Origin of the sequence: Roseovarius confluentis (assembly GCF_002917925.1) — a bacterium.
Lineage (GTDB): Bacteria > Pseudomonadota > Alphaproteobacteria > Rhodobacterales > Rhodobacteraceae > Roseovarius > Roseovarius confluentis.
In genome coordinates this window covers 18,438-40,381 of sequence record NZ_PPFE01000002.1, presented here as the reverse complement: position 1 = coordinate 40,381, position 21,944 = coordinate 18,438, and the positions used below count along the sequence as shown (strand labels likewise).

The following is a 21,944-nucleotide window of genomic DNA, read 5'->3' as shown; positions in this document are numbered from 1 at the left end:
CGCGCGGGTGATCGGACCGCGCGCCAGTGGCATCAGTTGGTGATGATCTCCGGCCCCATGAAGGTCGTGGGCAGGTAGGTCGATATCCACGGGATATACGTCACCATGATCAGGAAGACGAAGAGCACGGCGAGGAACGGCAGGGCCGCGCGCACCACGTTCATCATCGGCATGCCCGCGACGCCCGAGGTGACGAAGAGGTTCAGGCCGACGGGGGGCGTGATCATCCCGATTTCCATGTTCACCACCATGATGATGCCGAGGTGAATGGGGTCGATGCCAAGCTCGATGGCGATGGGGAATACGAGCGGAGCGACGATGACCAGAAGGCCCGATGGCTCCATGAACTGGCCGCCGATCAGCAGGATCACGTTGACCATCACCAGGAACATCACCGGGCCGAGGCCAGCGGCCAGCATGCTTTCGGCGATGGCCTGGGGGATCTGTTCGTCCGTCAGCACGTGCTTCAGGAGCAGCGCGTTGGCGATGATGAACATCAGGGTGATCGTCAGTTTCGCGCCTTCGAAGACGGTGTTGACCGTGTCGCGATGCCAGAAGGCCGTCACCAGCGCCCAGGGCTTTTGCAGCAGGGTCGCCGGGCGCGGCGCCACGGCGGCGTTGACGCTGCGCTCGCCCATGGCGCCGGTATAGGTTTCCTCTTCCGAAGGTGCGGCGAGGGGACCCATGTCACGGTAGATGAAGCAGGCCACGAAGAAGGCGTAGACGGCGGCCACGGCGGCGGCCTCGGTCGGGGTGAAGGCGCCGGGTTGCCAGTAGATCAGGCTGCCCTCGCCGCTGAGGTTGATCCAGGGATGGCCATAGATGCCGCCCATGATGATCCCGATCAGCAAGAGGCCCCAGAAGGCGTCTCGGAAGCTGTCGAAGATTTCGCCCCAGCCTTTCCATTCGCCCGCGGGCATGTTGCGGATGCGCGCCATGATGTAGATCGTGATCATCAGCATCGTCCCGGCCAGCAGGCCGGGGATGACGCCCGCGAGGAACATCCGCCCAACCGACACGTCGGTGGCCGAGGCGTAGACGACCATTACGATCGACGGCGGAATGAGGATGCCGAGCGTACCGGCGTTACAGATCACGCCGGCGGCGAAGTCCTTGGTATAGCCTACCTGACGCATGGCGGCGATGACGATTGTGCCGATGGCGACCACGGTGGCGGGCGACGAGCCCGAGAGCGCGGCGAAGATCATGCAGGCGAGAACACCGGCGATGGCCAGACCGCCCTTGAGGTGCCCGACGCAGGCGATGGAAAAGCGGATGATCCGTTTCGCCACGCCGCCCGTGGACATGAAGCTGGAGGCGAGGATGAAGAACGGGATAGCCAGGAGCGTGTAATGTTCGGCCATCGCGTCATAGAGCGACTTGGCCACGGCGCCGATGGAGGTGTTCGAAAACATCAGCTGGAACACGATCGAGGAGAACCCGAGCGAGACCGCGATCGGCACGCCGATCAGCAGAAGGCCGATGATCATGACGAAGAGAAAGGCGACTTCCATGATCTCAGACCTTTTTCGCGTTTTCGCCACGGGCGAGCTTGTCGGCGGCGGTTTCCACCGCGTCCTCGGCCTCGTGGCTGGTGATGATGCGCTGGCGGGTGCCGCGGATGACGCCAAGGGTGGCCTGACACACGCGGAACAGCAGCAGCGCCGCACCGATGGGCAGGATCAGGTAGGGAATGACGCGCGGCAGGTAGTCGTATTCCTCGACCACGCGCGTGTCGCCGTCCATGTACCAGTTGAAGGTATTCTCGAGGAACTCCTTGCCGAAGGGGATCGGCACGGGGCGCACCACGGCGTAGCCTTGGGCGCGGGCCTCTTCGAAACCCGTTGGGAACCAGCGGCCCGAGGTCGAATCGAGGTTCGAGAAAGGCGCCCAGAAATCGTAGGCGCCCTTGAGCAGCAGGAAGGCATAGGCCACGCAGACGACGCAGGCCATCAGCGCCAGCACGCGCTTGAGACCACCGCCAAGCATGTTGATGACGGCATCCACGCCCAGGTGGGCGGTGACCTTGAAGCCGTAGGAAATGCCGAAGAGGACCAACCAGGCGAACAGGATTTCGACCACCTCCTGCCCCCAGAGCAGGCTTTCGGAGAAGCCGTAGCGCAGAACGACGTTGGCGAAGGTGATCAGGGTCATCGCGCCAAGGATCAGGGCGATGAAGATTTCCTCGGCGCGGTGGACGAAGCGTCCGACCGGGCCCGATGGTGTGTATCCGCTCACGCTCATGGCGTTTCCCTCCGGATATTGTGGGGTAAGGCCGGTGCAGGTTCCGGCGGCACGGGTGGTGCCGCCGGGGTCCGGCGCAGCGGGCGCGATGCGACCTGAAGGAAGCCGCAGGCGCGCCCGCCCTGCCCTACGTCAGCTTCCGCTGTTGTGGGACTGGGCCGCGTCGATGTTGTCCTGGCCCACGTCTTCGACGAACTGGTCCCAGACCGGGCGCATCGCGTCCACCCATGCCTGACGCTGGTCGGCGTCGAGCTCGCGCACCTCGCCACCGGCGTCGATGATCGCCTGGCGGTTTTCCTGGTTCACGTTGTAGCTTTCGGCGTTCCGCGTCTGGGTGACTTCGCTGACGATGGTCATGAACTGCTCACGCACGTCGGGGTCCAGCGAATCCAGCCAGTCAACCGGCGCCACCAGAAGGTAGTCGATGATGCCGTGGTTGGTCTCGGTGATGCCGTCCTGCACCTCGAAGAACTTCTGGCCGTAGATGTTGGACCAGGTGTTTTCCTGGCCGTCGACAACGCCGGTCTGCAGCGCGCCGTAGACCTCGGAGAAGGCCATGGGCTGCGGCGAGGCGCCAAGGGCTTCCATCTGGGCCACGAGCACGTCGGAGGTCTGAACACGGAACTTCAGGCCTTGGGCGTCGCCTGGCTCCACCAGCGGGACGTTGGCCGAGAACTGTTTCATGCCATTGTGCCAGAAGCCCAGGCCCTGCAGGCCACGGCGCTGCATGGAATCGAGCATGTCCTGGCCGGCGTCGGACGCCTGGAAGCTGTCGACGGCGTCGATGTTCTTGAACATGAAGGGCAGGTCGAAAATGCGGAACACCTTGGTGAAGTTCTCGAATTTCGACAGCGACGGCGCGGCCAGCTGGACGTCGCCCTGCAGCATCGCCTCGAGCACCTGGTCATCGTTGTAGAGCGTGGAGTTGGGGAACACCTCCATGCACATCTTGCCGTCCATTTCCTCGTTGACGCGCTCTTGCAGCAGCGAGGCGGCGATCCCCTTGGGGTGCCGGTCGGTGTTGGTGACGTGGCTGAACTTGACGACGACTTCGCCATCGTCACAGGCGGCGTTTACGGCACCTGCGGATACAGTAAGTGCGAGTGCCGCAGTTGCGGCAGACAGGAATTTCATGGTCTCTCCTCCCTAGTTCGAGACTGGCTTTGATACCGTCACGGTATTGCGCAGCCAGAATGGCGATTGGGAAGGATGCAACAAGCCGATTCGAGGCAGGATGACGCGAATCAAAATATATTGATAAGGATCAATATCTTGCGGGATTCGAATCGCCGTGAGCTGAAGCGCGCTCGAAACGGCTGTGCGGATTCCCGCACGCGTTTTTACGGCGTTGTGCGGATTTCCGCACAGCCCCCGACCGACGGCGTTCAGGCCGCCTGGCCCGGCCAGCGCCGCGTCGCAACCAGAACGCCGACCGCGACCAGCCCCACGGCCAGCCAATTGACGCCACTGGCATTGTCGGCCCCAAGACCGACCATTGCCATGACGATCAGTCCGGCGCATGTCATCACTGCTCCGAGCATTGCAACAAGCGGACCGGGACGCCCCGAGGACGGTGTCCGACTTCCGGCCTCGAACCGAACGAAGATCAGCACGAGCGGGACAAGCACGACCGTGAACAAGGTCAGCCAGACAGGCCGCATGGCCCACCACGCGCCGCTGCCCGGCGGCTCGTGCAGGCCAACGCCGCCCAGCAATACGGCAAGGCCGACGACAATGATCAGCGCCGTCATGTGCCACAGGTAGATAGACATGATCATCTGGTTGAAAAGGATCACCATTGCCCAGGGACGCGTGCGTTGCAACCAGGCCTGTGCGATATCCGTAAACAGCAGGATCGCGCCGATCTGCACCGCGCCGACGGCCAGCATCGCCGTGGTGGGCGGGCGGGTGTTGGACATCTCGGCGCCCGGCACGCTGACCATGGCGACGGGGTATCCGAACTGCACGATCAGAACGTAGAGGCCGGCGACGCCCAAGCCGATGAAACCCAGCGCCCAGGTCTTGGGCCGCGCGGCGCGGCGCCACCAGTAGCCAAGCTGGTGCACCGCAAGCCAGACGAAGCCGTAATTGGCCCAGCGCAGCCAGCCTTGGTCCAGCCCGAAGGCAATGGCATCCACCGCGATGGCGCCGAGGGCCAGCAGGAGGACCGACAGGACCCCGATGCGATCCCAGAGCGCGACGGTGACCGGCACGGCCATGGTGATGACGATGTAGACGGCCAGAAACCAGACCGGCACCAATGCGGCCTGTGACGCAAAGCCGATCAGCTCGGGCGAGACGCCCGTGGCGCGTGCGACGACCCCGCCCGCGGCCCAGGCCAGAACCACGGGAACGGTGGGTTTCAGAAGGCGCGACAGGCGTGTGGCGGCCCAGGCGCGTTTCTTTTCCGGGTCTTTCCGGGCAGAGTCCCAGGACAGGCTGTTGGAAAATCCGCCGACGAAGAAAAAGACCGGCATGACCTGGAAAAGCCAGGTGGCGTAATGGGTCCAGCGCTGTTCGGCCAGCAGGATCACCAGCGTCGCCTCGCCGTCACGCATCACCGCGGCGACCAGCAGCCAATGGCCGAGGATCACGAAGCTGATGGCGATGGCGCGGTATAGGTCGACAGCGCGGTTGCGGCTCTCGGGTGTGCGCTCGGCGGCCCAACGGGCCGCGGCCATCAGGCCCTTGGGTATTCGGTCTTCGGTGGTGGTGTTCATCCTGGTTTTCCGCTCCGGCACTGCGCGTCCGCGATTTGGGCCGCATGACCTCGGTCAGGATGCTAACTCGCTTCCATGCCACGCGGAATCGCGGATATCGGAAAGACCGGAGAGGGTCGGCCCTTGTGGCACCGAAGCCGCGCTCAATCGTCGCCGCGGCGATAGTCCTCGGGCTTGATGCCGTAGCGTGCAAGCTTGTCGTAGAACGTCTTGCGAGGCAGTTTCAGCGCCTTCGCGGCCTCGGAGGCGCGGCCGTTCTGGCGGCCGAGCGCGGCGATCAGCAAAGAGCGCTCGACCTGTGCCATCTGCTCTGAAAGCCCCAGGTCGGCGGCGCGGGTCACTTCATCCGGCATGCCGAGAACAAAGCGCATGGCCGCGCTCATCAAGGACCTTGCGTTGCCGGGCCAATCCTGTGCCATAAGGCGGGCCACGTGATCGGGGGCGATGTCCGGCGCGGCGATACCGGATTGCTCGGCCGCTTGCGCCACGTAGTGCCGGAAGAGAACCGGAATGTCCTCGGGCCTTTCCGACAAGGCCGGGATGCGCACCGGCGCCACGTCAAGCCGATAATAAAGCTCGGGGTAAAAGCGGCCGTCGCCGGCAGCTTTGGCAAGATCCGTCGTCGTACCCGCGATCAGGCGCGTTTCGGCGCCTTCCTCCAGCCGGTCCAGCAGGGCGTGCTGGGCATGAGGGGGCAACGCGGTGATCTCTTCGATGAAAAGACTGCCGCCGCGGGCCGAAGCCATCGCATCATCCAGTGCCCCGACATCAAGCGCGGCAGCAGGGTGTTTGACATAGGGGCCACGGCTGGCGGGCGTCATCAGATGCACGACCTCGGCCACTTTCGAAATGCCCGCGCCCGGGGGGCCGGTCACGAGAACGTCTGCCCCCATCGCGGCGACGCGGCGCACGCGCTCGCGCAGTTGCTCGGCCAGTTCCGAGGTGCCGAACAGCATCCGGGCCGCGGCGTCGCCCGTCTCAAGCTGGCGTTTCAGCCGCCGGTTTTCCAGCACAAGGGATCGTGTCTGCAACGCGCGGGTCAGAACTGGCAACAGGGCATCGGGCGCACAGGGTTTTTCAAGAAAGTCGAACGCGCCCTGCCCCATCGCACGGACCGCCATGGGGATATCGCCCTCGCCGGTCAGCAGGATAACCGGCAGTTCGGCATCGGTTTTGCGAGTATGGTCCAGAAGGTAAAATCCGTCGCGCCCCGGCATGCGGATGTCCGACAGTATCACGCCCGGAAAGTCCGGAGTGATGTGGTCCTTTGCCTCGATGAACGAGCCCGCAAGGCGCGGTCGAAGTTCGTTCAGTTCCAGCGTCTGGGCCAGCGCCTCTCGGACCGCCGCGTCGTCGTCGACGATCAGAACATCCCTTTTCATGCCGCGGCCTCGTCTTTCCAGGGGTCCAGTTCGATGCGGAAGATCGCGCCTCCGTCATCCGCGTTGCTGCCACTGATGCGGCCTCCGAAACTTTCGACCAAACCGTAGGAGATCGAGAGACCGAGACCCAGGCCATCCTCGCCGCCGACCTCCTTGGTGGTATAGAAAGGTTCGAACATCTTTGCCGGATCGGAGATGCCCGGCCCGTTGTCCCGCACCGTCACGGTAGGGTGAGCACCGGGGAGGAGTGAAATCTCGATATGTTTGTCAACCTGTCCGGCCATGGCATCGACCGCGTTGTTGATCAGGTTCACCATAACCTGGCCCAATCGGACTTCGCCGGCCTGCACATGCACCGGAAACTCGGGCCGGTGCCAATCCAGCGCCACGCCTTCGTTGCCGAGGCGCTGTTCGGTCAGCTCGACGGCGGTGTCGATCACGGCGCCCAGGTCGACCTTTCCGGCGGGCTCGGCCTCGTTGCGTGCAAAGGCCCGCAAGTTGCGAATGATCCGCGCCGCGCGCGCCGCTAGATCAGAGATGCGGCCGAGGTTGTCTCTGGCGGATTGCGTCTTGCCGGTATCGAGAAGCGCGGCGCCGTTATCCGCGAACTGCTGGATCGCCATCAACGGCTGGTTCAGCTCGTGACTGATACCCGCCGACATCTGCCCCAACGCGCTTAGCTTGCCGGCCTGAACTAGGTCCTCCTGGGCACGGGTCAGCGCTGCTTCGGCTTCCATCCGCTCGGCCACTTCGCGGCGCAGGACGGCATTGGTCTGCGACAGTTCCGCCGTGCGGTTCGCAACACGCGTCTCAAGCTGGGCGTTGGAGATGGCAAGCGCGCGACGGCGTTCGGCGAACAGCAACAACACGGCGCCGAAGGCAAGGCACGTCGCGGCAAAGACAGCTGCTTGCAGCATCGCCAAGCGAGACGCGGGGGCCGCGTCCATCAGCGCATGACCGGTCATTCCGATCACCGGCTTGGGGGTGGCCAGGTGCAAGGCACGCTTTGGCAGATAGCTGCCGTGATCGAGCGTCCAGATATCCGGATCTTTCCTGCGTGCGCCACCTTCCGCCTCGGCGGCACCGGGCGGGGCCAGACCTGCAGCGGAGGGTCGGATGCGCCAACCCAGTATCTCTTCCCTGTTGGAGATAAACACGCGATCGTCATTGTCGGTAAAGAAAACCACCGGCTGGCCGCCGATCCAGCCCCATTCGATTTCGGAAATGTCGACGACGGCGATGAGACTGCCACGGATTGCGCCATCTTCGGCGAAAGAGGGTGCGGCATAGGCGTAAACGCGTCGTCCCTCGGGGCCGAGCCGTCCGAAGAAGGACCCGAGCGCCCCATGCATGGCGCGGCGAAAGTAGCTGCTGCCGGCGGGATCAAGAGAGACCTCGCCCGCCTGCGCAAGTACCGTACCGTTGGCATCGGTAAATATCAGCCCGGCGGCCCCGCTTTTGTCGACGGCCTCCTGCAAAAGCTGGGTGGCCGCGGGGACGTCCGGGCTGGCACTTGTCAACGCCGCCAACCTGGGATGATCGGACATGAGAACCGCGAGTTCGCGAAAGCGGCGCATCTCGCCGGTAAAACGGTCGGCCGCCAACGCAAGATCGGCACGCCCCTGCTTGGCCAGCTGTGTCAGTCCCTGGCTATGGCCATAGCGCCAAACGGTTGCTGCCGCGGCGGTGACCGCAAGCAGGAAGAACGCGATGACGATCCACCGGGCGCGAAGAAGTGACAACATGCCAAGGTGATAGCAAGCCTGTCCCCTGCTTGACCAGATAAAGCGTGCGCGAGCGCCATGGTCAGTGACCGGCGTCCGAGCGTGGCAGGTCGAAGCGCAGCGAAAGGCCACGCGGGGCGTCCGCCTCAACGATCGCGATCTCGCCGCCCATGGAACGCACGATTTTCCGTGCTATCGCAAGACCGACGCCGACGCGCCCGGTCTCGCTTTTGGGGCGCAGGGTGGCGAGGGGTTTGAACACCGCCTCCCGGTGAGCGGGTGGAATTCCGGGCCCGTCGTCGGAGACGGTGACCTGAACCCGGCCATTCCAGTGGGTGGCGGCGATCCGCAGGTTGCCGAAATCCCGGTCATGATGCACAGCCGCATTGCCGATCACCGCATCGAACAGTCGGCGCAGATCGTTTTTTGCCCCCCTGACGCTCAGCCCCAGGCACTGGAGATCGCAGGTCAGCTTGGGCACCGCTGGCAGTTCGGCGCAACTGCTGGCGACAAGCGCGTGAAGGTCATGCGTGGCAGGCGGATCCGCCAATCGCCCGACCCGCGACAACTCGGTCAAAGCGTTCAGCGTATCGTCCAGCCGATGCGCGTAGTCACGCAACATGGCCAAGTTTTCCGCGGAGTCCGCCGGCAGCGCAAATCCCTGAGCGGCAAGATCGTCAGCGATCCAATCGGGGATGGTGCGCATGGCACGGGCGAATGCCTTGAGGTCATGTGTCAGGATATACAGGAATTCTTCGGCCTCTCGGACCGGTCCAGGACTGTCAGAGGTGAACGAGCGTGACACGTGTCTCCCCTTTTCATCTTTGTTCGCGCGTCGGGCAAACCTGACAGGCACATGTTTCCAACCGGTGAACGGCGGCCGCCGGATGCCGACGAAACTTTTAAAATCAGCAACACCGGGCGCGTCGACGGTAACGCTCTGGTAACAATCACGGCCCTAGCATCGCACCACGAATTCTGGGTGTTTTCGTAGGAAAGGAAACGAAATGGCGTCTATCTCTCCAATCCCGGCCGAGCAAATGGTCGCTCAGGCGCTGCCCGCGGCCAACCTGCACGGCGCCCGTCGCGGCGACTGCTTTGACGTACTTATCCTTGACGATGACCCGTTCGACCAGAAACGTTTATTGCGAACGCTGGAGTCGACTGGCCTGCCCGTGAACACGGTCAGTGCCGCGACGATCCGTGAATTCGACGCCGCGCTCGACGCCGGCAGCTTCGACGTGGTGCTGATAGATTACCTGCTGCCGGACAGCGACGGCCTTGCCGCGCAAAAGATGGTACAAAGCCACCCGGCGAACTTTGCGGCCGCCGTGGTCATGATGTCGAACAAGATGCGCACCGACGTCGCCATCGAGTCGATCAAGCAGGGCTCTCTGGACTGTCTCGACAAGGTCGAGTTGAGCACCGACAAGCTGCGGGAGCTGATGATGGCCTCCGTCAAGGTGCTTGCGGAAACCTCGCGCCACTGGATCGGGGAACTTCTGGCACAACAGCGGACGCTGATCGCGCAGGACGTCGCCAAGTTGGTACGCGACGAGATGGAGTTCGGACGCCTGATCGACACGATCGACAAGCGCATTCTGGACATGTTGGCGGCCCGCGGGTTGACGCTGGCCGATCGTTGGGATGCCGACGGCGTCATGGACCCGGACCCTCCCTTCGCCTTTCGCTGAACCAGCGGGCGGTCACGCCACCAGTTGCCAAGCTGGTGCGGGTCGGCGAGACTGGTCGCGAACAGCGAATGAGGAAGATCATGACCGCGAACACCCCGCCCGTGTGCGACTTCAACTGGCCTGCGCCGGATTTCGATCTGCCGGGGACGGACGGCAAGCGCTACACGCTGAGCGATGTGTCCGGCCCGCGCGGCACGCTGATCATGTTCATCTGCAACCATTGCCCTTACGTTCTGGCGGTGCTGGACCGGATCGTGCGCGACGGCAAGGATTTGCAAGCGCTGGGGATCGGCGTTGCGGCGATCTGTTCCAACGATGCCGAGACGTATCCGGACGACAGTTTCGACAACATGGTGAAACTGGCCGAGAAAGCCGGGCTGCCCTTTCCCTATCTGCACGACGAGGATCAGTCCGTGGCGCGGGCCTATCACGCCTCCTGCACGCCGGATTTCTTTGGTTTCGACGCAAAAGGCGGGCTGCAATACCGTGGCCGGCTGGATGCGTCACGCATGTCGCCTGCGCCGGCGGACGCGCCGCGCGAATTGTTCGATGCGATGAAACAGGTCGCGGAAACCGGCGAGGGTCCGCGCGACCAGGTCGCGTCGGTCGGCTGTTCGATCAAGTGGAAACCGGCGGCGTGAGAGCCGGCGCTTTGCGGAAAATGATGCCATTCCGAGCTGAGCGCCGTTCAAGACGCGCTGATGACAAGAACCAGCGGCCGAAGAAAATCTCGGGAGCTGGTTGAGATGAGTTTCGGCCATGCTGACTTTGCTGCCGTTCACGACGGAGGCAAACGTCAGCCCATGGGGTGGCGACCCGACGGCAATTTCAAAGCACTTTATGCCTGCCAGGTACATCCCCAGAAAGATCGTTGCGCCCAGCCTCAGCCAAATCGCCAGCCCTTGGGAGGGGCTGACGATGGCCGGGCCGCTCCGCGGCTGTTAACCGGCTGAGTGCTCGACACGGATGTTTCACAAGGGACGGCGCTTGCGCGACTCGAAACATTCGCACATATTCCTATAAGAGAATTTCTGGGAGGAATACCATGCGAATGACCCGACGCCACCTGATGGCGACCGGTGCGGCCCTGCCCCTTGCCGCGGCCCTGCCGCGCTGGAGCCTGGCGGAAATGTCCCTTGGCGATGCGACAGTCACGACCGTCAGCGACGGCAACCTCGTGCTGCCGGGCGATTTCCTGTTCGAGCCGATGCCGCAAGACGAGCTGATGCCGATCCTCGAGGCCACCGGCCAGAGCCGCGACGAGTTGCGCCCCGAATGCAACCTGACGCTTTACCGCGACGGCACCAATACCGTGCTGTTCGATGCCGGCGCCGGGTCGAATTTCATGCCGAGTGCGGGCGAGTTGCCGGCCAGCCTTGAGGCCGCGGGGCTGTCGCCCGAAGACATCACCCACGTCGTTTTCACCCACGCGCATCCCGATCATATCTGGGGCGTCCTGGACGATTTTGGAGACCCGTTGTTCGCGCAAGCGGTGCACATGATGGGCCGCGCCGAGTGGGATTACTGGTGGAACCCCGAGACCGTGAACACCATCGGCAAGGCGCGCGCCGCGTTCGCCGTAGGCGCCAAGAACCGGATGGAGGCGATCGAGGACATGGTCGCGTTTTTCGACGACGGCGAGGAGGTGCTGCCGGGCATCGCCGCGGTCTCGACCCCGGGCCACACGCCCGGACACATGAGTTTCGAACTGCGCAGCGGAAGCGAGGCGGCGATGGTCATCGGCGACGCGATCGGCAATCACCACGTCGCCTTCGCCCGGCCAGACTGGCCCAGCGGATCGGACCAGGACCCGGACATGGCGGTGGCCACGCGCAAGACGCTGTTCGACCGCCTGACCGCCGACGACATGACCCTGATCGGGTTCCACCTGCCGGGGGGCGGTGTGGGCCGGGCCGAGGCGTCAGAGACCGGATACCGTTTTGTCGGAAAGGATGCGTGATGCGTGCGCTTGCTGCCTGCCTTGTTGCCCTGTGCACGAGCCCCGCACTGGCCGATGAAAACATACCCGACCAGTATCCCGGTTCGCCGCTCTATTCCAAGCCGGTCGAGGTGATCCCGCATGTCTGGTCGGCCATCGGCGCGACCGCGCCGCCGACCTATGAAAACACCGGGCATAACAACAACCTGAGCTTCATCGTGACGGGTGATGGCGTTGTCGTGGTGAATGGCGGGGCGGCCTATATCCTGGCCGAAGCGCTGCACGACGAAATCAAGCGCATCACCGATCAGCCGGTGAAGCTGGTGATCAATGAGAACGGCCAGGGCCATGCGATGCTGGGCAACGCCTATTGGTCCGAACAAGGCGTGCCGATCCTGGCGCATTTGGATGCCGCCGAGGAATTCGAGGAATACGGTGCCCAGATCCTGCGGCGGATGGAGGAATACAACCGCGACAAGGCCGAGGGCACGGTGTTGGCCGGGCCGACGGAAACCTTCGAGGATGAGAAGATCATCGAGATGGGCGAGTTCCGGATCGAGGTTCTGCACCTTGGGCCGGCGCACAGTCCCGGTGATATCTCGGTCTGGTTGCCCGAGCAGAGCCTGGTGATTGCGGGCGACATGGCGTTTCACGAACGGATGCTGCCGATCTTCGAGGATACGATCACGAAAGACTGGCTGGAAACATGGGAGACCGCGTTCGAGCCGCTGGAGGCAACGTATGTGATCCCCGGCCACGGGCATCCGACCAACATGGCGCAGGTGCGGCGGTACACGCATGACTACCTGGTTTACCTGCGGGAACAGGTGGGCGCGCACCTGGAGGAAGGCGGCAGCCTGGCCAACGCCTATTACGTCGACCAGACGCCATATAAGCACCTGCATACATTTGAAGAACTGGCCACCAAGAATGCGGGCCGGGTGTTTGAGCAGATGGAGTTCGAGTAGGGCTTACTCGGCGGGAACGGCAACACCGCGAGGTGCCAGCACGCCGCGGGCCGCGACCGCGCCCAGCACGATGAACCCGAGCGCCAGCAGGGCGGCGATGCTAAGGTTCGCGCCGCCGCTGAGGCCCGCGCCGATGGTGCAGCCCCCGGCCAGCACGCCGCCGAAGCCCATCAGCACGGCGCCGGCGCTGTAGCGCAGGGTCTGCACGGGGGACGAGAAGCTTTGCAAGGCCAGTTCACCGCGCGCGGCGGCGCTGAGGAAGCTGCCGACGATGACGCCGCCGATCACACCGACACCGAAGCCTGCGGGCACAGCGGTGGACGCGATGGCGTAGAACAGAGTGTCGGTCCACGGCAAGGTGAAGGCCATCGACTGGGCGGGCAACGGATCGAAGTCATCCAACAGCAGAACGGAGGTTCCGGCCCAGCCGGCCACGACCACGAGGCCGATCACCGCGCCCATGACAAGGTGCAGGACGCGCGCGCCGGAGCGGTGTGCGAGCAGCACGGCGATGGCCAGCAACACCAGCGCCACGGCCGGGGCAACACCCGGAATGGACGCGAGGCTGCCGATGCCGAAATCGTACTGGACCGCGCCGAGCGAAGTGCGGACCGGGGCCAGAACGCCCTTCAGCGTTGCGTGGGCGACGATGGCAAAGAGGGCGATGACACTGACCGCGCGCAGGTTGCCCGTACCGGCCAGCACCGTCAGGCGGGACATGCAGCCCCGCGTCAGGACCATGCCGATGCCGAAGGCGAGCCCACCGAGGGCGATCGCGGCGACCGGCACGCTGCTGGACAGGTAGCGATGGTCGCCAAGCTCGACAAAGCCCATGCCACCGGCCAGGGCCACCCCGCCGATGGCCACGGCCAGCGCGACCAGCCAGACCGAGAGGGCCGAGCGGTCCATGCCATCCTCGCCCGCCACGGCCCGCCGCAGGCAGAAGCGCGAGATCTGGGCGGCAATGCCGAAGGCAAGGCCCAGAAGTGCGCCCAGCAGCAGGTGCAGGGTTTGTGCAGGCAGGTCGAACGGCAGGGAGTCAAGCAGCATGGGTCATGTCCTGATTCAAGTAATCCGCCCTTATCTGGTGCGTTTTCGCGCGAGTCAAAGCCCGGCGGAAAGAGCATTGTTCCATGTTCTACAGCGAATGCGAAACAACGTTCCGGAACGCGGACAACGTTGCAACGCCGGACCATCGCGGGACGGTCCGGCGAAACGGATTTTCCTATTTTTCGCGTTGGCGGGAAATTTTTCCGATTACTGCGCCGCGATGGGCAGCCGGGCAAGCTGGCACTGCGCCCAGAGTTCTTCGAGGGCGGATATCAACCGATCGACATCCTCGGCGGAGTGCACCGGGGAGGGCGTGATGCGCAGCCGTTCGGTGCCCTTGGGCACGGTCGGATAGTTGATCGGCTGGATGTAGATCCCGTGGTCGCGCATCAGCACGTCCGAGATGTATTTGCACTTGACCGGGTCGCCCACCATCACCGGGATGATGTGGCTGGGGTTCTCGATATGCGGCAGGCCGATCGCGTCGAGCCGAGCGCGCACCTCAGCCACGCGGGCCTGTTGCTGGCTGCGTTCCTCGTTGCTGTGCTTGAGGTGGCGCACGGCAGCGGCGGCACCGGCGGCGACGCAGGGTGGCAGGGCGGTGGTGAAGATGAAGCCCGAGGCAAAGGAGCGGACAAAGTCGCACAGCTCGGTCGAGGCGGCGATATAGCCGCCCATGACGCCGAACGCCTTGCCCAGCGTGCCCTCGATCACGGTCAAGCGGTCCATCAGCCCCTCGCGCTCGGCAATGCCGCCGCCGCGCGGGCCGTACAGGCCGACCGCGTGCACCTCGTCGAGATAGGTCATGGCGCCGTATTTATCCGCCAGATCGCAGATCTCCTTGATCGGGGCGATGTCGCCGTCCATCGAATAGACGCTCTCGAACGCGATCATCTTCGGGGCGTTGGCGGGCAGGGCCGCCAGCTTGGTCTCGAGATCGGCGAGGTCGTTGTGTTTCCAGATCACTTTCTGGGCGCGACTGTGCCGGATGCCTTCGATCATCGACGCATGGTTCAGAGCATCGGACAAAACCACCAGCCCCGGAATGCGCGACGCCAATGTGCCAAGCGCGGCCCAGTTCGACACGTAGCCGGAGGTGAAGAGCAGCGCACTGTCCTTGCCGTGCAGGTCGGCCAGTTCCGCCTCGAGCTGCACATGGGCGTGGGTCGTGCCGGAAATGTTGCGCGTGCCCCCTGCCCCGGCGCCGGTGGTGTCGAGGGCGTCGTGCATCGCGTCGAGCACGACCGGGTGCTGGCCCATGCCGAGGTAGTCGTTCGAACACCATACCGTCACGTTCTCGGGGCCGTTGTAGCAATGCGCCTTCGGAAACTGCCCGCGCCGCCGCTCGAGTTCGGCGAATTCGCGATAGTTGCCTTCGGCCCGCAACCCATCGAGTTCGGAGCGGAAAAATTCCTGGTAGTTCATCAGTTCTCTGTCGCCTCTTTCACGATCTCGGCCAGCAAAGCCTCGACCTTTTCCATCGGGCCATCGGGGTAGTCGCGGTAGCCTATCGTCACGGCACCTTCCGCGTCCTCGGCCACGAAAATGCCGTAGGGGCAGTGCGCGATGTTCATCGGATCGGCCTCCATCACTTCGCGCGACACGACGGCCGAGCAGAAGAGGAAGATATCCGCTTCCTTGAAGATCATGACATCGCTGCCCACGTCCTCGCCCGTGCGGTTTAGCATTTCTCCCACGTGGCTGACATAGTCGATGACCAGCCCCTGCCCCACGATCGCCGTTTCCACGGCAAAGGCCGCGTCGTCGAACGACCCCTCGTAGGGCGTGGTGATCGGGGCCTCGGCATGGGCTGCTGTGGCAAATGTCAGGGCAGCCGTCAGAATCACGGGTTTCATGGTGGGTCCTCCTAGGTGTCGGTTTGTTTTCGCACGGGGGCATCGCCCCGGTCTTTGAGCGAGATCAAAGCCGGGACGGCGCGTTGGCTTAGCCGAACATGTCGGTGGTGATGCCGGTGTACCAGCCTTCGGACTCTTCGTAGGTCGCCTTGCGCAGGGCGGAATCCTCGCCGGTTTCGCTGATGAAGCCGTCGACCTTGGCGATTTTTTCCTCGGTCGCCTCGTAGGTCGCACCCACCTTGACGCCGTCATCGGTGGCGATGAGCGACCAACAGGTGTTCGAGAACTTGGCCGGGAACACCTTGGAGCCCGTGAGCGCACCGCGCACCGCGTTGGCGCAGACCTTGGCCTGGCTGTTGGCGGCAAAGCCCGATTTCGGCATGTCGCCCTGTGCAGCGGCGTCGCCCAGCACGTAGACATCCGCGTCGGCCTTGGTGGACATGTCGGCGGCATTCACCGGCGCCCAGTTGCCGTCGGTCACGCCCGCCATGTCGGCGATGCGGCCCGCCTTTTGCGCAGGTATGACGTTGCAGACGTCGACGCTGGTTTCCTCGCCGTCGATGGTGACGGTCATGTTCGCCGTGTCGACCGAGACGTTGCCGCCGCCGAATTCCTCGCCGATCCAGTCGACCACGCCCGGGTAATGCTTGTTCCAGCCTTCCTGGAACAGGGCCATCTTGGAGAATTTCGGCTTGGGGTCGGCCACGATGATCTTCGCGGTCGGGTTATTTTCCTTCATGAAATGCGCGACCATCGAGACTCGTTCATAGGGCCCCGGGGGACAGCGATAGGGGTTCGGCGGGGCCACCATGGCAAAGGTGCCGCCTTCTGGCATCGCTTCCAATTGGGCGCGCAGCAGTTCGGATTGCGAGCCGGCCTTGTAGGCGTGTGGCATGGCGTTCTGGGCCTCGATGCTCCAGCCTTCGACGGCGCCATCGACGAAATCGATGCCGGGGCTGAGGATCAGCTTGTCATAGGGCAGCGTGGACCCACCTGCGAGCGTCACGGTCTTGGCGTCGCGGTCGACATCGACGGCCCAGTCGTGGATCACGTTCACGCCGCTGGCCGCGATGGTGCCGTAGGTGTGGCCGATATCGCTGAACTCCTTGAAGCCACCAAGGTAGAGGTTGGAGAAGAAGCAGGTGAAATAGGTGCGCGTGGGCTCCACGAGCGTCACGTCGATGGCGCCGTCGCTGTCCTTGGCGATATAGCGGGCCGCCGTGGCCCCGCCTGCCCCGCCGCCGATAACGACGACGCGCGGTTTGCCCGCGCCTTGCGCCAGCACGGTCGGCGCTGCGAGCGTCGTGGCCGCGGCGGCCGTCGTTCCAAGGAACGTCCGTCTGTTGAGTGTCATTTCTTGTCCTCCCTAAGATAATTTATTTTTATTCTGTCGTCAGTTGGCCGAAATAGGCGGCCAGTGCGGCGATCTCCTCATCGCCCAGGCGCCCGGCGACCATCTGCATCACCGGATGATTGCGTTGCTTGTTCTTGTAGGCGTGCATGGCGACGACGAAATCCTCCTCCGGCCAGAGCACGATAGACGGAATCCCGTCATTGGCGCCACCCGCCTGATGGCACGACACGCATTCGCCGCTGAGATATTCGCCATATTCCGGGTCGCCCACAAGCGCGAGGATTTCCGAATCGAGGTCATGGTCCATGCCCTGGATGGTCGGGTCCGCCTCGGGGATGTCGCGGGGATTGTCGGAAAAGCGCCGCAGGTAGGCGATCAGGTCCAGACGCTCTTGCGGGTCCTCCAACCCGTCAAAGCTCATCCTTGTGCCCGAGGCGATCGCGGTGGGGTTCTCGAGGAAAACATCGAGGGTTTCGGCGTGCCATTCCAGGCCGCCTGTACCAGCGCGCTTGAAGCTTTCGGAATAAGGGAAGCCTTCTTGCGTGGCCGCTTGCCGGCCGAAAAGGCCATTGAGGTGCGGGCCGATGCCATGCTCGGCCCCCTTGCCCACTTCATGGCAGCCGGAGCAATAGGCGAACACCTCCTTGCCGGCTTCCGGGTCGCCCTCTTCAGCCGCCACAGAGGTGGCGCAGGCCAAAAGGCCTGACGCCAGGGCGAAGGGGAGCGCGCGGAAGCCGACCGTCACGCGGTCAGTCTCCGAAGCTTTGCAGATAGGCGATGATCGCCTCGATATCCTCGTCCTTCTTGAGACCGGCAAAGCTCATCTTGGTGCCTTTCATGTAGCTTTTCGGCGCGGCAAGGAATTCGGCCATGGCGGCCTCGTCCCATTTGCGGCCTGCTTCGGCGGCTTCCTCGAAAACGCTGGAATACTTGAAGTCGTCGTGGCCGCCGATGGTCGCGCCCATGACGCCGTTCAGCACCGGACCGACGCGGTTCTTGGCACCGTCGCCAACCATGTGGCAGGCCTTGCACTTGCGGAAGACCTTTTCGCCCGCCGCGACCAGCTCGGGATCGGGGCCAGCGGAGGCCTCAGCCGCTGGCGCGGCCGTCTCGGTGGGTTCGGGGTCTGCGGCGGCCATCTCGACCTCCTCCGCCGCTTCTTCGGCGGCGGGTTCGGCGGCGGCTTCTTCCTCGGCGCCCTCTTCCTCGGGCGTCACGTCGACGACGGAGGCGCGCATGGTGATCTCGACGCTGTCCTTGCAGCCTTCCATGCAGGGCTCGGTACGCCAGATGGTGTATTCGGTTTCGGGACGGTCATCGACGATGAAGCCATCCGCGTTGGGCATCTCGAACTCGGCGAAGTTTTCGTGGCTGAGCTCGAAATCGTCTTCGACCAGGTAGTTTGAATAGAGGATGTAGGCGGTGATCGCGTAGACCTCATCGGGGCTGAGCGACTGCGCGTTCCCGAAGGGCATTGAGCGGTGCACGTAATCCCAGACGGTCGACAGGTACGGCCAGTATGAGCCGACGGTTTTCACAGGGTCCTTGTTGTCGAGCGTGTCGAAGCCGCCCGCCAGCACCGGCCAGTTGCCGACGCCCTCGGCGAAGTCGCCGTGACAGACGGCGCAGGCCTCGGCGAAGACCTGTTCGCCGGTTTCCACGTCGCCGCGGCCTTCGGGCAGGCCGATGCCGCCGGGGCGCACGTCGACGTTCCAGGCGGCGATTTCCTCGGGCAGTGCTTCGCGGCCCAGGCCGAAGCCGCCTTCGGGTGTTTCGGTTGCGGGGGGTTGGGTTTCGTCCGTGGTGCTGTCGCTTGCCGCATCGGTCGAGGCGGCATTGGCCTGTGACACGAGCACTGGGGCAATCGAGGGGATGTCCACGACGAACTGGTCGGCCAGCACGTAGGCCATCGTCAGGACGCCCGCGGCGCCACCGGCGGCGGGTGCGAATATCTTAAGAAACTTCGACATTTTCGGCCTCCCCGTTGGCTTTGACGTGCCAGGTCTGGATGCAGTTATTGTGGTAGATCGAGTTTTCGCCGCGCACCTCGCGCAGTTGCGCCTTGGTCGGCTGGACATAGCCCGTCTCGTCCATCGCGCGGGCCTGGAGCAGCATTTCCCCGCCGTCCCAGGTGGTGTCGAGGTAGAAGCGGGTCAGCGCCTTGGCATCACCCTGGGTGCCGAGGCGGGCGGTTTCCCACGTGACGCCGCCATCGCGGGAGACATCGACACGGGTGATCTTGCCGTGGCCAGACCAGGCGAGGCCCGAGATGACCAGCGGGCCAGGACCGTGGCTGATAGGCGATTGCGGGCTGGGGGAGGTGATGACCGACTTGGCATCCATCACCCAGGTCCATTTGCGGGCCGTGCCGTCGGCCAGAACGTCGGTGTATTTCGACGTCTCCTCGCGGCTTTCCACGGGGCCGTCCATGACCTCGATCCGGCGCAGCCACTTGACCCACATGTTGCCTTCCCAGCCCGGCACGACAAGGCGCACCGGGTAGCCGTGTTCCTTGCGCAGCGCCTCGCCATTGGCCTTGAAGGCGACGAGGCAGTCGTCCAAAGCCTTTTCCATTGGAATGGACCGACCGTTCGAGGACGCGTCGGCGCCTTCGACATAGACCCACTTGTCCGAAAGGTCGCCGGCGGCATCGAGACCCGCCTCTTCCAGCAGGGTGCGCAGGGTGACGCCGGAATATTCCATGTTGTGGATCATGCCGTGGGTGAACTGCACGCCGTTCAGCTGTGCGCCCGCCCATTCCATGCCGGTATTGGCCGCGCATTCACAGAAATAGACGTGGTTTTCGCGCGGGAAGCGCTCGAGATCGGCGTAGTGAAAGACCAGGGGCTTATCCACCAGGCCGTTGATCATCAGGCGGTAATCGTCCTTGGCCAGTTCGATCGCGCCGGAATGGTGCCGCTCGAACGCGCAGCCCTGCGGGGTGATCGTGCCGTCCAGCGCATGGATCGGTGTGAAGTTGATCGAGCTGATCGGGTCGGCGGTCAGCCACGGCACGTTGCGGCGCACCACGTCGTCCTCGAACCGGATCGGCAGGCCATAGGGGGTTTCGTCGACGCCCTCGCCGGTGATCGCGGCCCAGTCCTGAACCTCGGTGATCAGCGGATCGGGATCTTGTGCCGAGGCCGCGCCGGCCACGGAGCCTGCGACCGCCGCCGCGCTGCCACGCAGGAAGGCGCGGCGAGACGGTGATTTGAAAAGATCATTCATGGCTGAACGCTCCCTTGATGAATGCTCAGACGCCGGTCACTTCGACGCTGTCGTTTTCCTGCACCGTGACGGTGCCCATTTTCCTGATGTGGCTTTCGACCACGTCCCAGATCTGCGGCCCTTCTGTGCCCTCGTTGACCGAGGCCCAGCCCGCGATGACGTAGTTGCGCGAGGGGTCGATCGGCTCGCCGCTGCTGAGCAGGGTCATGTTGCTGATCCGCTCGCCCTGCGGTGCACTGACGTCGATGCTGTAACCAAGACCGCCGGTGCGAACCATGTCGCCGCCCTGCTGGTAATAGGGATCGGGGTTGAAGATGTTGTCGGCCACGTCTTCCAGAACGACCTTGAGGAATTCACCCGTCATTTCGGTGCGATACGCCTCGCCATAGGTCATGGAGGTGACGTTCCAAATATCCTCGCGGGTGATGTCCTGGCCGGGGATCAGGGACGGGCCCCAGCGGACGCCGGGGCTGAGCGCGATTTCGGCATCGCGCTCGGACAGGAGTGCGTCGCAAATGAGGTCGTCCCAGCTGCCGTTGAAGTTGCCGCGACGGTAAAGCAGGCTTTCGGTCTGGCCGATGACCTCTGAAAGCTTGTCCTCGTAGGGCGCGCGCTCAGCGTCGATCAGGGTGGTCATCTCGGCGTCGGGTTCGATCACGTCCGAGAAGATCGGGATCAGCTTGTGGCGGTAGCCCATCATCCGGCCGTCGCGGATATCGAGGTCGACGCGGCTGACGAACTTGCCGTTGCTGCCCGAGGCGATGATGAGCGTCTCGCCCGACAGGACAGGTTCCGGCAGCGCGTCGTGCGTGTGGCCCGACAGGATCACGTCGATGCCGCTGACCACGGTTGCCATCTTCTTGTCCACGTCAAAGCCGTTATGGCTGAGCACGACGACGCATTCCGCGCCTTCGTTGCGGACCTGGTCGACGATTTCCTGCATGTTCTCATCCCGGATGCCAAAGGCGTATTCCGGGAACATCCAGCCCGGGTTGGCGATGGGCATGTAGGGGAAGGCCTGGCCGATCACCGCGATCTTGGTGCCGCCGCGTTCGAACATCGTGTAGGGCGGGAAGAGATCGGTGGGTTCGTCCCACTCGGCGTCGAAGATATTCTGGCCGAGCGCGGCAAACGGGAGAGAGGAGACGAGCTCGGCCACGCGATCGGACCCCAACGTGAATTCCCAGTGGAATGTCATCGCATCCGGTTTGAGCGCGTTCATCACGTTGACCATGTCCTGGCCCTGGGTGTGATAGCAGGTGTAGGAGCCGTGCCACGTGTCGCCACCATCGAGCAGGATGGCGTCGGGGCGGTCGGCGCGAATGGCGTTCACGACGGTCGCGACGCGGTCGAGCCCGCCGACGCGGCCGTATTCACGGGCGAGCGACGTGAAGTCGCCGCTGCTGAGCGCATAGTGGCTGGGGCTGCCATCCTCGATCCCGTAAAGGCGGCGGAAATCGGCGCCGGTGACATGCGGCACCTCGCCCTTGTTCTCGCCCACGCCGATATTGACCGAAGGTTCGCGGAAATAGATCGGCTTCAGTTGCGCGTGGATGTCGGTGACGTGGATCAGGGACACGTTGCCGAACGTGTCGAACTGCAAGAGCTGGTCCTGGGTCAGTGATTGTTGTGCGGCCAGCTTGGCCCAGTTGCCGAAGCCCGAGGCCCCGACCAAGGCCGATGCCGCCATGCCGACCTGTAGAAAATCCCTGCGCGAAATCATGTGTAGCTCACCCTTTGAGACATATGCGCATATTTGAATATAGCGCGAATGAAAAAGGCCCC

The 21,944-nt window shown here is 63.9% G+C and carries 19 protein-coding genes; 4 read left to right on the top strand and 15 right to left on the bottom strand.

Annotated features, from left to right (window positions below; genetic code table 11):
* Positions 1-32: 32 nt before the first annotated feature.
* From C2I35_RS05035 to C2I35_RS05005, 7 genes are all read right to left on the bottom strand, one after another.
* A complete protein-coding gene (locus C2I35_RS05035; protein WP_103761964.1) occupies positions 33-1,514 on the bottom strand; it encodes a TRAP transporter large permease in 1,482 nt (493 codons plus the stop codon).
* Between the two features lie 4 nt (positions 1,515-1,518).
* Entirely contained in the window at positions 1,519-2,244 is a 726-nt protein-coding gene (locus C2I35_RS05030) for a TRAP transporter small permease (protein WP_103761963.1), read from the bottom strand.
* A 132-nt stretch (positions 2,245-2,376) separates the two neighbouring features.
* On the bottom strand, positions 2,377-3,378 hold the full coding sequence (locus tag C2I35_RS05025; RefSeq protein WP_103761962.1) for a DctP family TRAP transporter solute-binding subunit: 1,002 nt from the start codon (positions 3,376-3,378) through the stop codon (positions 2,377-2,379).
* A 251-nt stretch (positions 3,379-3,629) separates the two neighbouring features.
* The gene (locus tag C2I35_RS05020) at positions 3,630-4,964 is read right to left on the bottom strand and encodes an acyltransferase family protein (protein WP_103761961.1); all 1,335 of its coding nucleotides are present in this window, start codon (positions 4,962-4,964) and stop codon (positions 3,630-3,632) included.
* A gap of 143 nt (positions 4,965-5,107) precedes the next feature.
* On the bottom strand, positions 5,108-6,346 hold the full coding sequence (locus C2I35_RS05015; protein WP_103761960.1) for a sigma-54-dependent transcriptional regulator: 1,239 nt from the start codon (positions 6,344-6,346) through the stop codon (positions 5,108-5,110).
* Complete coding sequence (locus C2I35_RS05010; RefSeq protein WP_103761959.1) at positions 6,343-8,091, bottom strand: sensor histidine kinase; 1,749 nt, start codon at positions 8,089-8,091, stop codon at positions 6,343-6,345. The genes C2I35_RS05015 and C2I35_RS05010 overlap by 4 nt, the downstream gene beginning before the upstream one ends.
* Positions 8,092-8,152: 61 nt before the next feature.
* Positions 8,153-8,776 carry a sensor histidine kinase gene (locus tag C2I35_RS05005; protein WP_103761958.1) on the bottom strand — a complete coding sequence of 208 codons (624 nt, stop codon included), beginning with the start codon at positions 8,774-8,776 and terminating at the stop codon, positions 8,153-8,155.
* Positions 8,777-9,077: 301 nt separating this feature from the next.
* Between C2I35_RS05005 and C2I35_RS05000 the strand changes: the two genes are divergently transcribed.
* The 4 genes from C2I35_RS05000 (at position 9,078) to C2I35_RS04980 (ending at position 12,671) form a co-directional block, all read left to right on the top strand.
* Complete coding sequence (locus C2I35_RS05000; protein WP_103761957.1) at positions 9,078-9,764, top strand: response regulator; 687 nt, start codon at positions 9,078-9,080, stop codon at positions 9,762-9,764.
* An 80-nt stretch (positions 9,765-9,844) separates the two neighbouring features.
* Positions 9,845-10,405, top strand: coding sequence for a thioredoxin family protein (locus C2I35_RS04995; RefSeq protein ID WP_103761956.1), 561 nt, complete (start codon positions 9,845-9,847; stop codon positions 10,403-10,405).
* Positions 10,406-10,809: 404 nt separating this feature from the next.
* Positions 10,810-11,724: an MBL fold metallo-hydrolase gene (locus C2I35_RS04985; RefSeq protein ID WP_103761954.1), complete on the top strand. Its 915-nt coding sequence runs from the start codon at positions 10,810-10,812 to the stop codon at positions 11,722-11,724.
* Entirely contained in the window at positions 11,724-12,671 is a 948-nt protein-coding gene (locus tag C2I35_RS04980; RefSeq protein WP_103761953.1) for an MBL fold metallo-hydrolase, read from the top strand. The genes C2I35_RS04985 and C2I35_RS04980 overlap by 1 nt, the downstream gene beginning before the upstream one ends.
* A gap of 3 nt (positions 12,672-12,674) precedes the next feature.
* Here C2I35_RS04980 and C2I35_RS04975 read toward each other — a convergent pair whose 3' ends face one another.
* The 8 genes from C2I35_RS04975 to soxB all read right to left on the bottom strand — a co-directional run bounded on the left by C2I35_RS04975 (position 12,675) and on the right by soxB (position 21,882).
* Positions 12,675-13,721, bottom strand: coding sequence for a YeeE/YedE family protein (locus C2I35_RS04975; protein ID WP_103761952.1), 1,047 nt, complete (start codon positions 13,719-13,721; stop codon positions 12,675-12,677).
* 207 nt (positions 13,722-13,928) lie between these two features.
* Positions 13,929-15,146, bottom strand: a complete 1,218-nt coding sequence (gene hemA / locus C2I35_RS04970; RefSeq protein WP_103761951.1) for a 5-aminolevulinate synthase — start codon at positions 15,144-15,146, stop codon at positions 13,929-13,931.
* Positions 15,146-15,577: a DUF302 domain-containing protein gene (locus C2I35_RS04965; RefSeq protein WP_103761950.1), complete on the bottom strand. Its 432-nt coding sequence runs from the start codon at positions 15,575-15,577 to the stop codon at positions 15,146-15,148. The genes hemA and C2I35_RS04965 overlap by 1 nt, the downstream gene beginning before the upstream one ends.
* Positions 15,578-15,665: 88 nt before the next feature.
* Positions 15,666-16,931 carry an NAD(P)/FAD-dependent oxidoreductase gene (locus C2I35_RS04960; RefSeq protein ID WP_103761949.1) on the bottom strand — a complete coding sequence of 422 codons (1,266 nt, stop codon included), beginning with the start codon at positions 16,929-16,931 and terminating at the stop codon, positions 15,666-15,668.
* Positions 16,932-16,959: 28 nt separating this feature from the next.
* On the bottom strand, positions 16,960-17,676 hold the full coding sequence (locus C2I35_RS04955) for a c-type cytochrome (protein WP_425442878.1): 717 nt from the start codon (positions 17,674-17,676) through the stop codon (positions 16,960-16,962).
* 4 nt (positions 17,677-17,680) lie between these two features.
* On the bottom strand, positions 17,681-18,901 hold the full coding sequence (locus C2I35_RS04950; RefSeq protein ID WP_103761948.1) for a c-type cytochrome: 1,221 nt from the start codon (positions 18,899-18,901) through the stop codon (positions 17,681-17,683).
* Positions 18,885-20,159, bottom strand: coding sequence for a sulfite dehydrogenase (gene soxC, locus C2I35_RS04945; RefSeq protein ID WP_103761947.1), 1,275 nt, complete (start codon positions 20,157-20,159; stop codon positions 18,885-18,887). Before soxC ends, C2I35_RS04950 begins: the two co-directional genes overlap by 17 nt.
* Before the next feature lie 25 nt (positions 20,160-20,184).
* Positions 20,185-21,882, bottom strand: a complete 1,698-nt coding sequence (gene soxB, locus C2I35_RS04940; protein ID WP_103761946.1) for a thiosulfohydrolase SoxB — start codon at positions 21,880-21,882, stop codon at positions 20,185-20,187.
* Positions 21,883-21,944: the final 62 nt, after the last annotated feature.

Coding starts and splice junctions, on each gene's coding strand:
- C2I35_RS05035 (WP_103761964.1), bottom strand. CDS start 1,514: ATGGAAGTCGCCTTTCTCTTCGTCATGATCATCGGCCTTCTGCTGATC.
- C2I35_RS05030 (WP_103761963.1), bottom strand. CDS start 2,244: ATGAGCGTGAGCGGATACACACCATCGGGCCCGGTCGGACGCTTCGTC.
- C2I35_RS05025 (WP_103761962.1), bottom strand. CDS start 3,378: ATGAAATTCCTGTCTGCCGCAACTGCGGCACTCGCACTTACTGTATCC.
- C2I35_RS05020 (WP_103761961.1), bottom strand. CDS start 4,964: ATGAACACCACCACCGAAGACCGAATACCCAAGGGCCTGATGGCCGCG.
- C2I35_RS05015 (WP_103761960.1), bottom strand. CDS start 6,346: ATGAAAAGGGATGTTCTGATCGTCGACGACGACGCGGCGGTCCGAGAG.
- C2I35_RS05010 (WP_103761959.1), bottom strand. CDS start 8,091: ATGTTGTCACTTCTTCGCGCCCGGTGGATCGTCATCGCGTTCTTCCTG.
- C2I35_RS05005 (WP_103761958.1), bottom strand. CDS start 8,776: ATGCGCACCATCCCCGATTGGATCGCTGACGATCTTGCCGCTCAGGGA.
- C2I35_RS05000 (WP_103761957.1), top strand. CDS start 9,078: ATGGCGTCTATCTCTCCAATCCCGGCCGAGCAAATGGTCGCTCAGGCG.
- C2I35_RS04995 (WP_103761956.1), top strand. CDS start 9,845: ATGACCGCGAACACCCCGCCCGTGTGCGACTTCAACTGGCCTGCGCCG.
- C2I35_RS04985 (WP_103761954.1), top strand. CDS start 10,810: ATGCGAATGACCCGACGCCACCTGATGGCGACCGGTGCGGCCCTGCCC.
- C2I35_RS04980 (WP_103761953.1), top strand. CDS start 11,724: ATGCGTGCGCTTGCTGCCTGCCTTGTTGCCCTGTGCACGAGCCCCGCA.
- C2I35_RS04975 (WP_103761952.1), bottom strand. CDS start 13,721: ATGCTGCTTGACTCCCTGCCGTTCGACCTGCCTGCACAAACCCTGCAC.
- hemA (WP_103761951.1), bottom strand. CDS start 15,146: ATGAACTACCAGGAATTTTTCCGCTCCGAACTCGATGGGTTGCGGGCC.
- C2I35_RS04965 (WP_103761950.1), bottom strand. CDS start 15,577: ATGAAACCCGTGATTCTGACGGCTGCCCTGACATTTGCCACAGCAGCC.
- C2I35_RS04960 (WP_103761949.1), bottom strand. CDS start 16,931: ATGACACTCAACAGACGGACGTTCCTTGGAACGACGGCCGCCGCGGCC.
- C2I35_RS04950 (WP_103761948.1), bottom strand. CDS start 18,901: ATGTCGAAGTTTCTTAAGATATTCGCACCCGCCGCCGGTGGCGCCGCG.
- soxC (WP_103761947.1), bottom strand. CDS start 20,159: ATGAATGATCTTTTCAAATCACCGTCTCGCCGCGCCTTCCTGCGTGGC.
- soxB (WP_103761946.1), bottom strand. CDS start 21,882: ATGATTTCGCGCAGGGATTTTCTACAGGTCGGCATGGCGGCATCGGCC.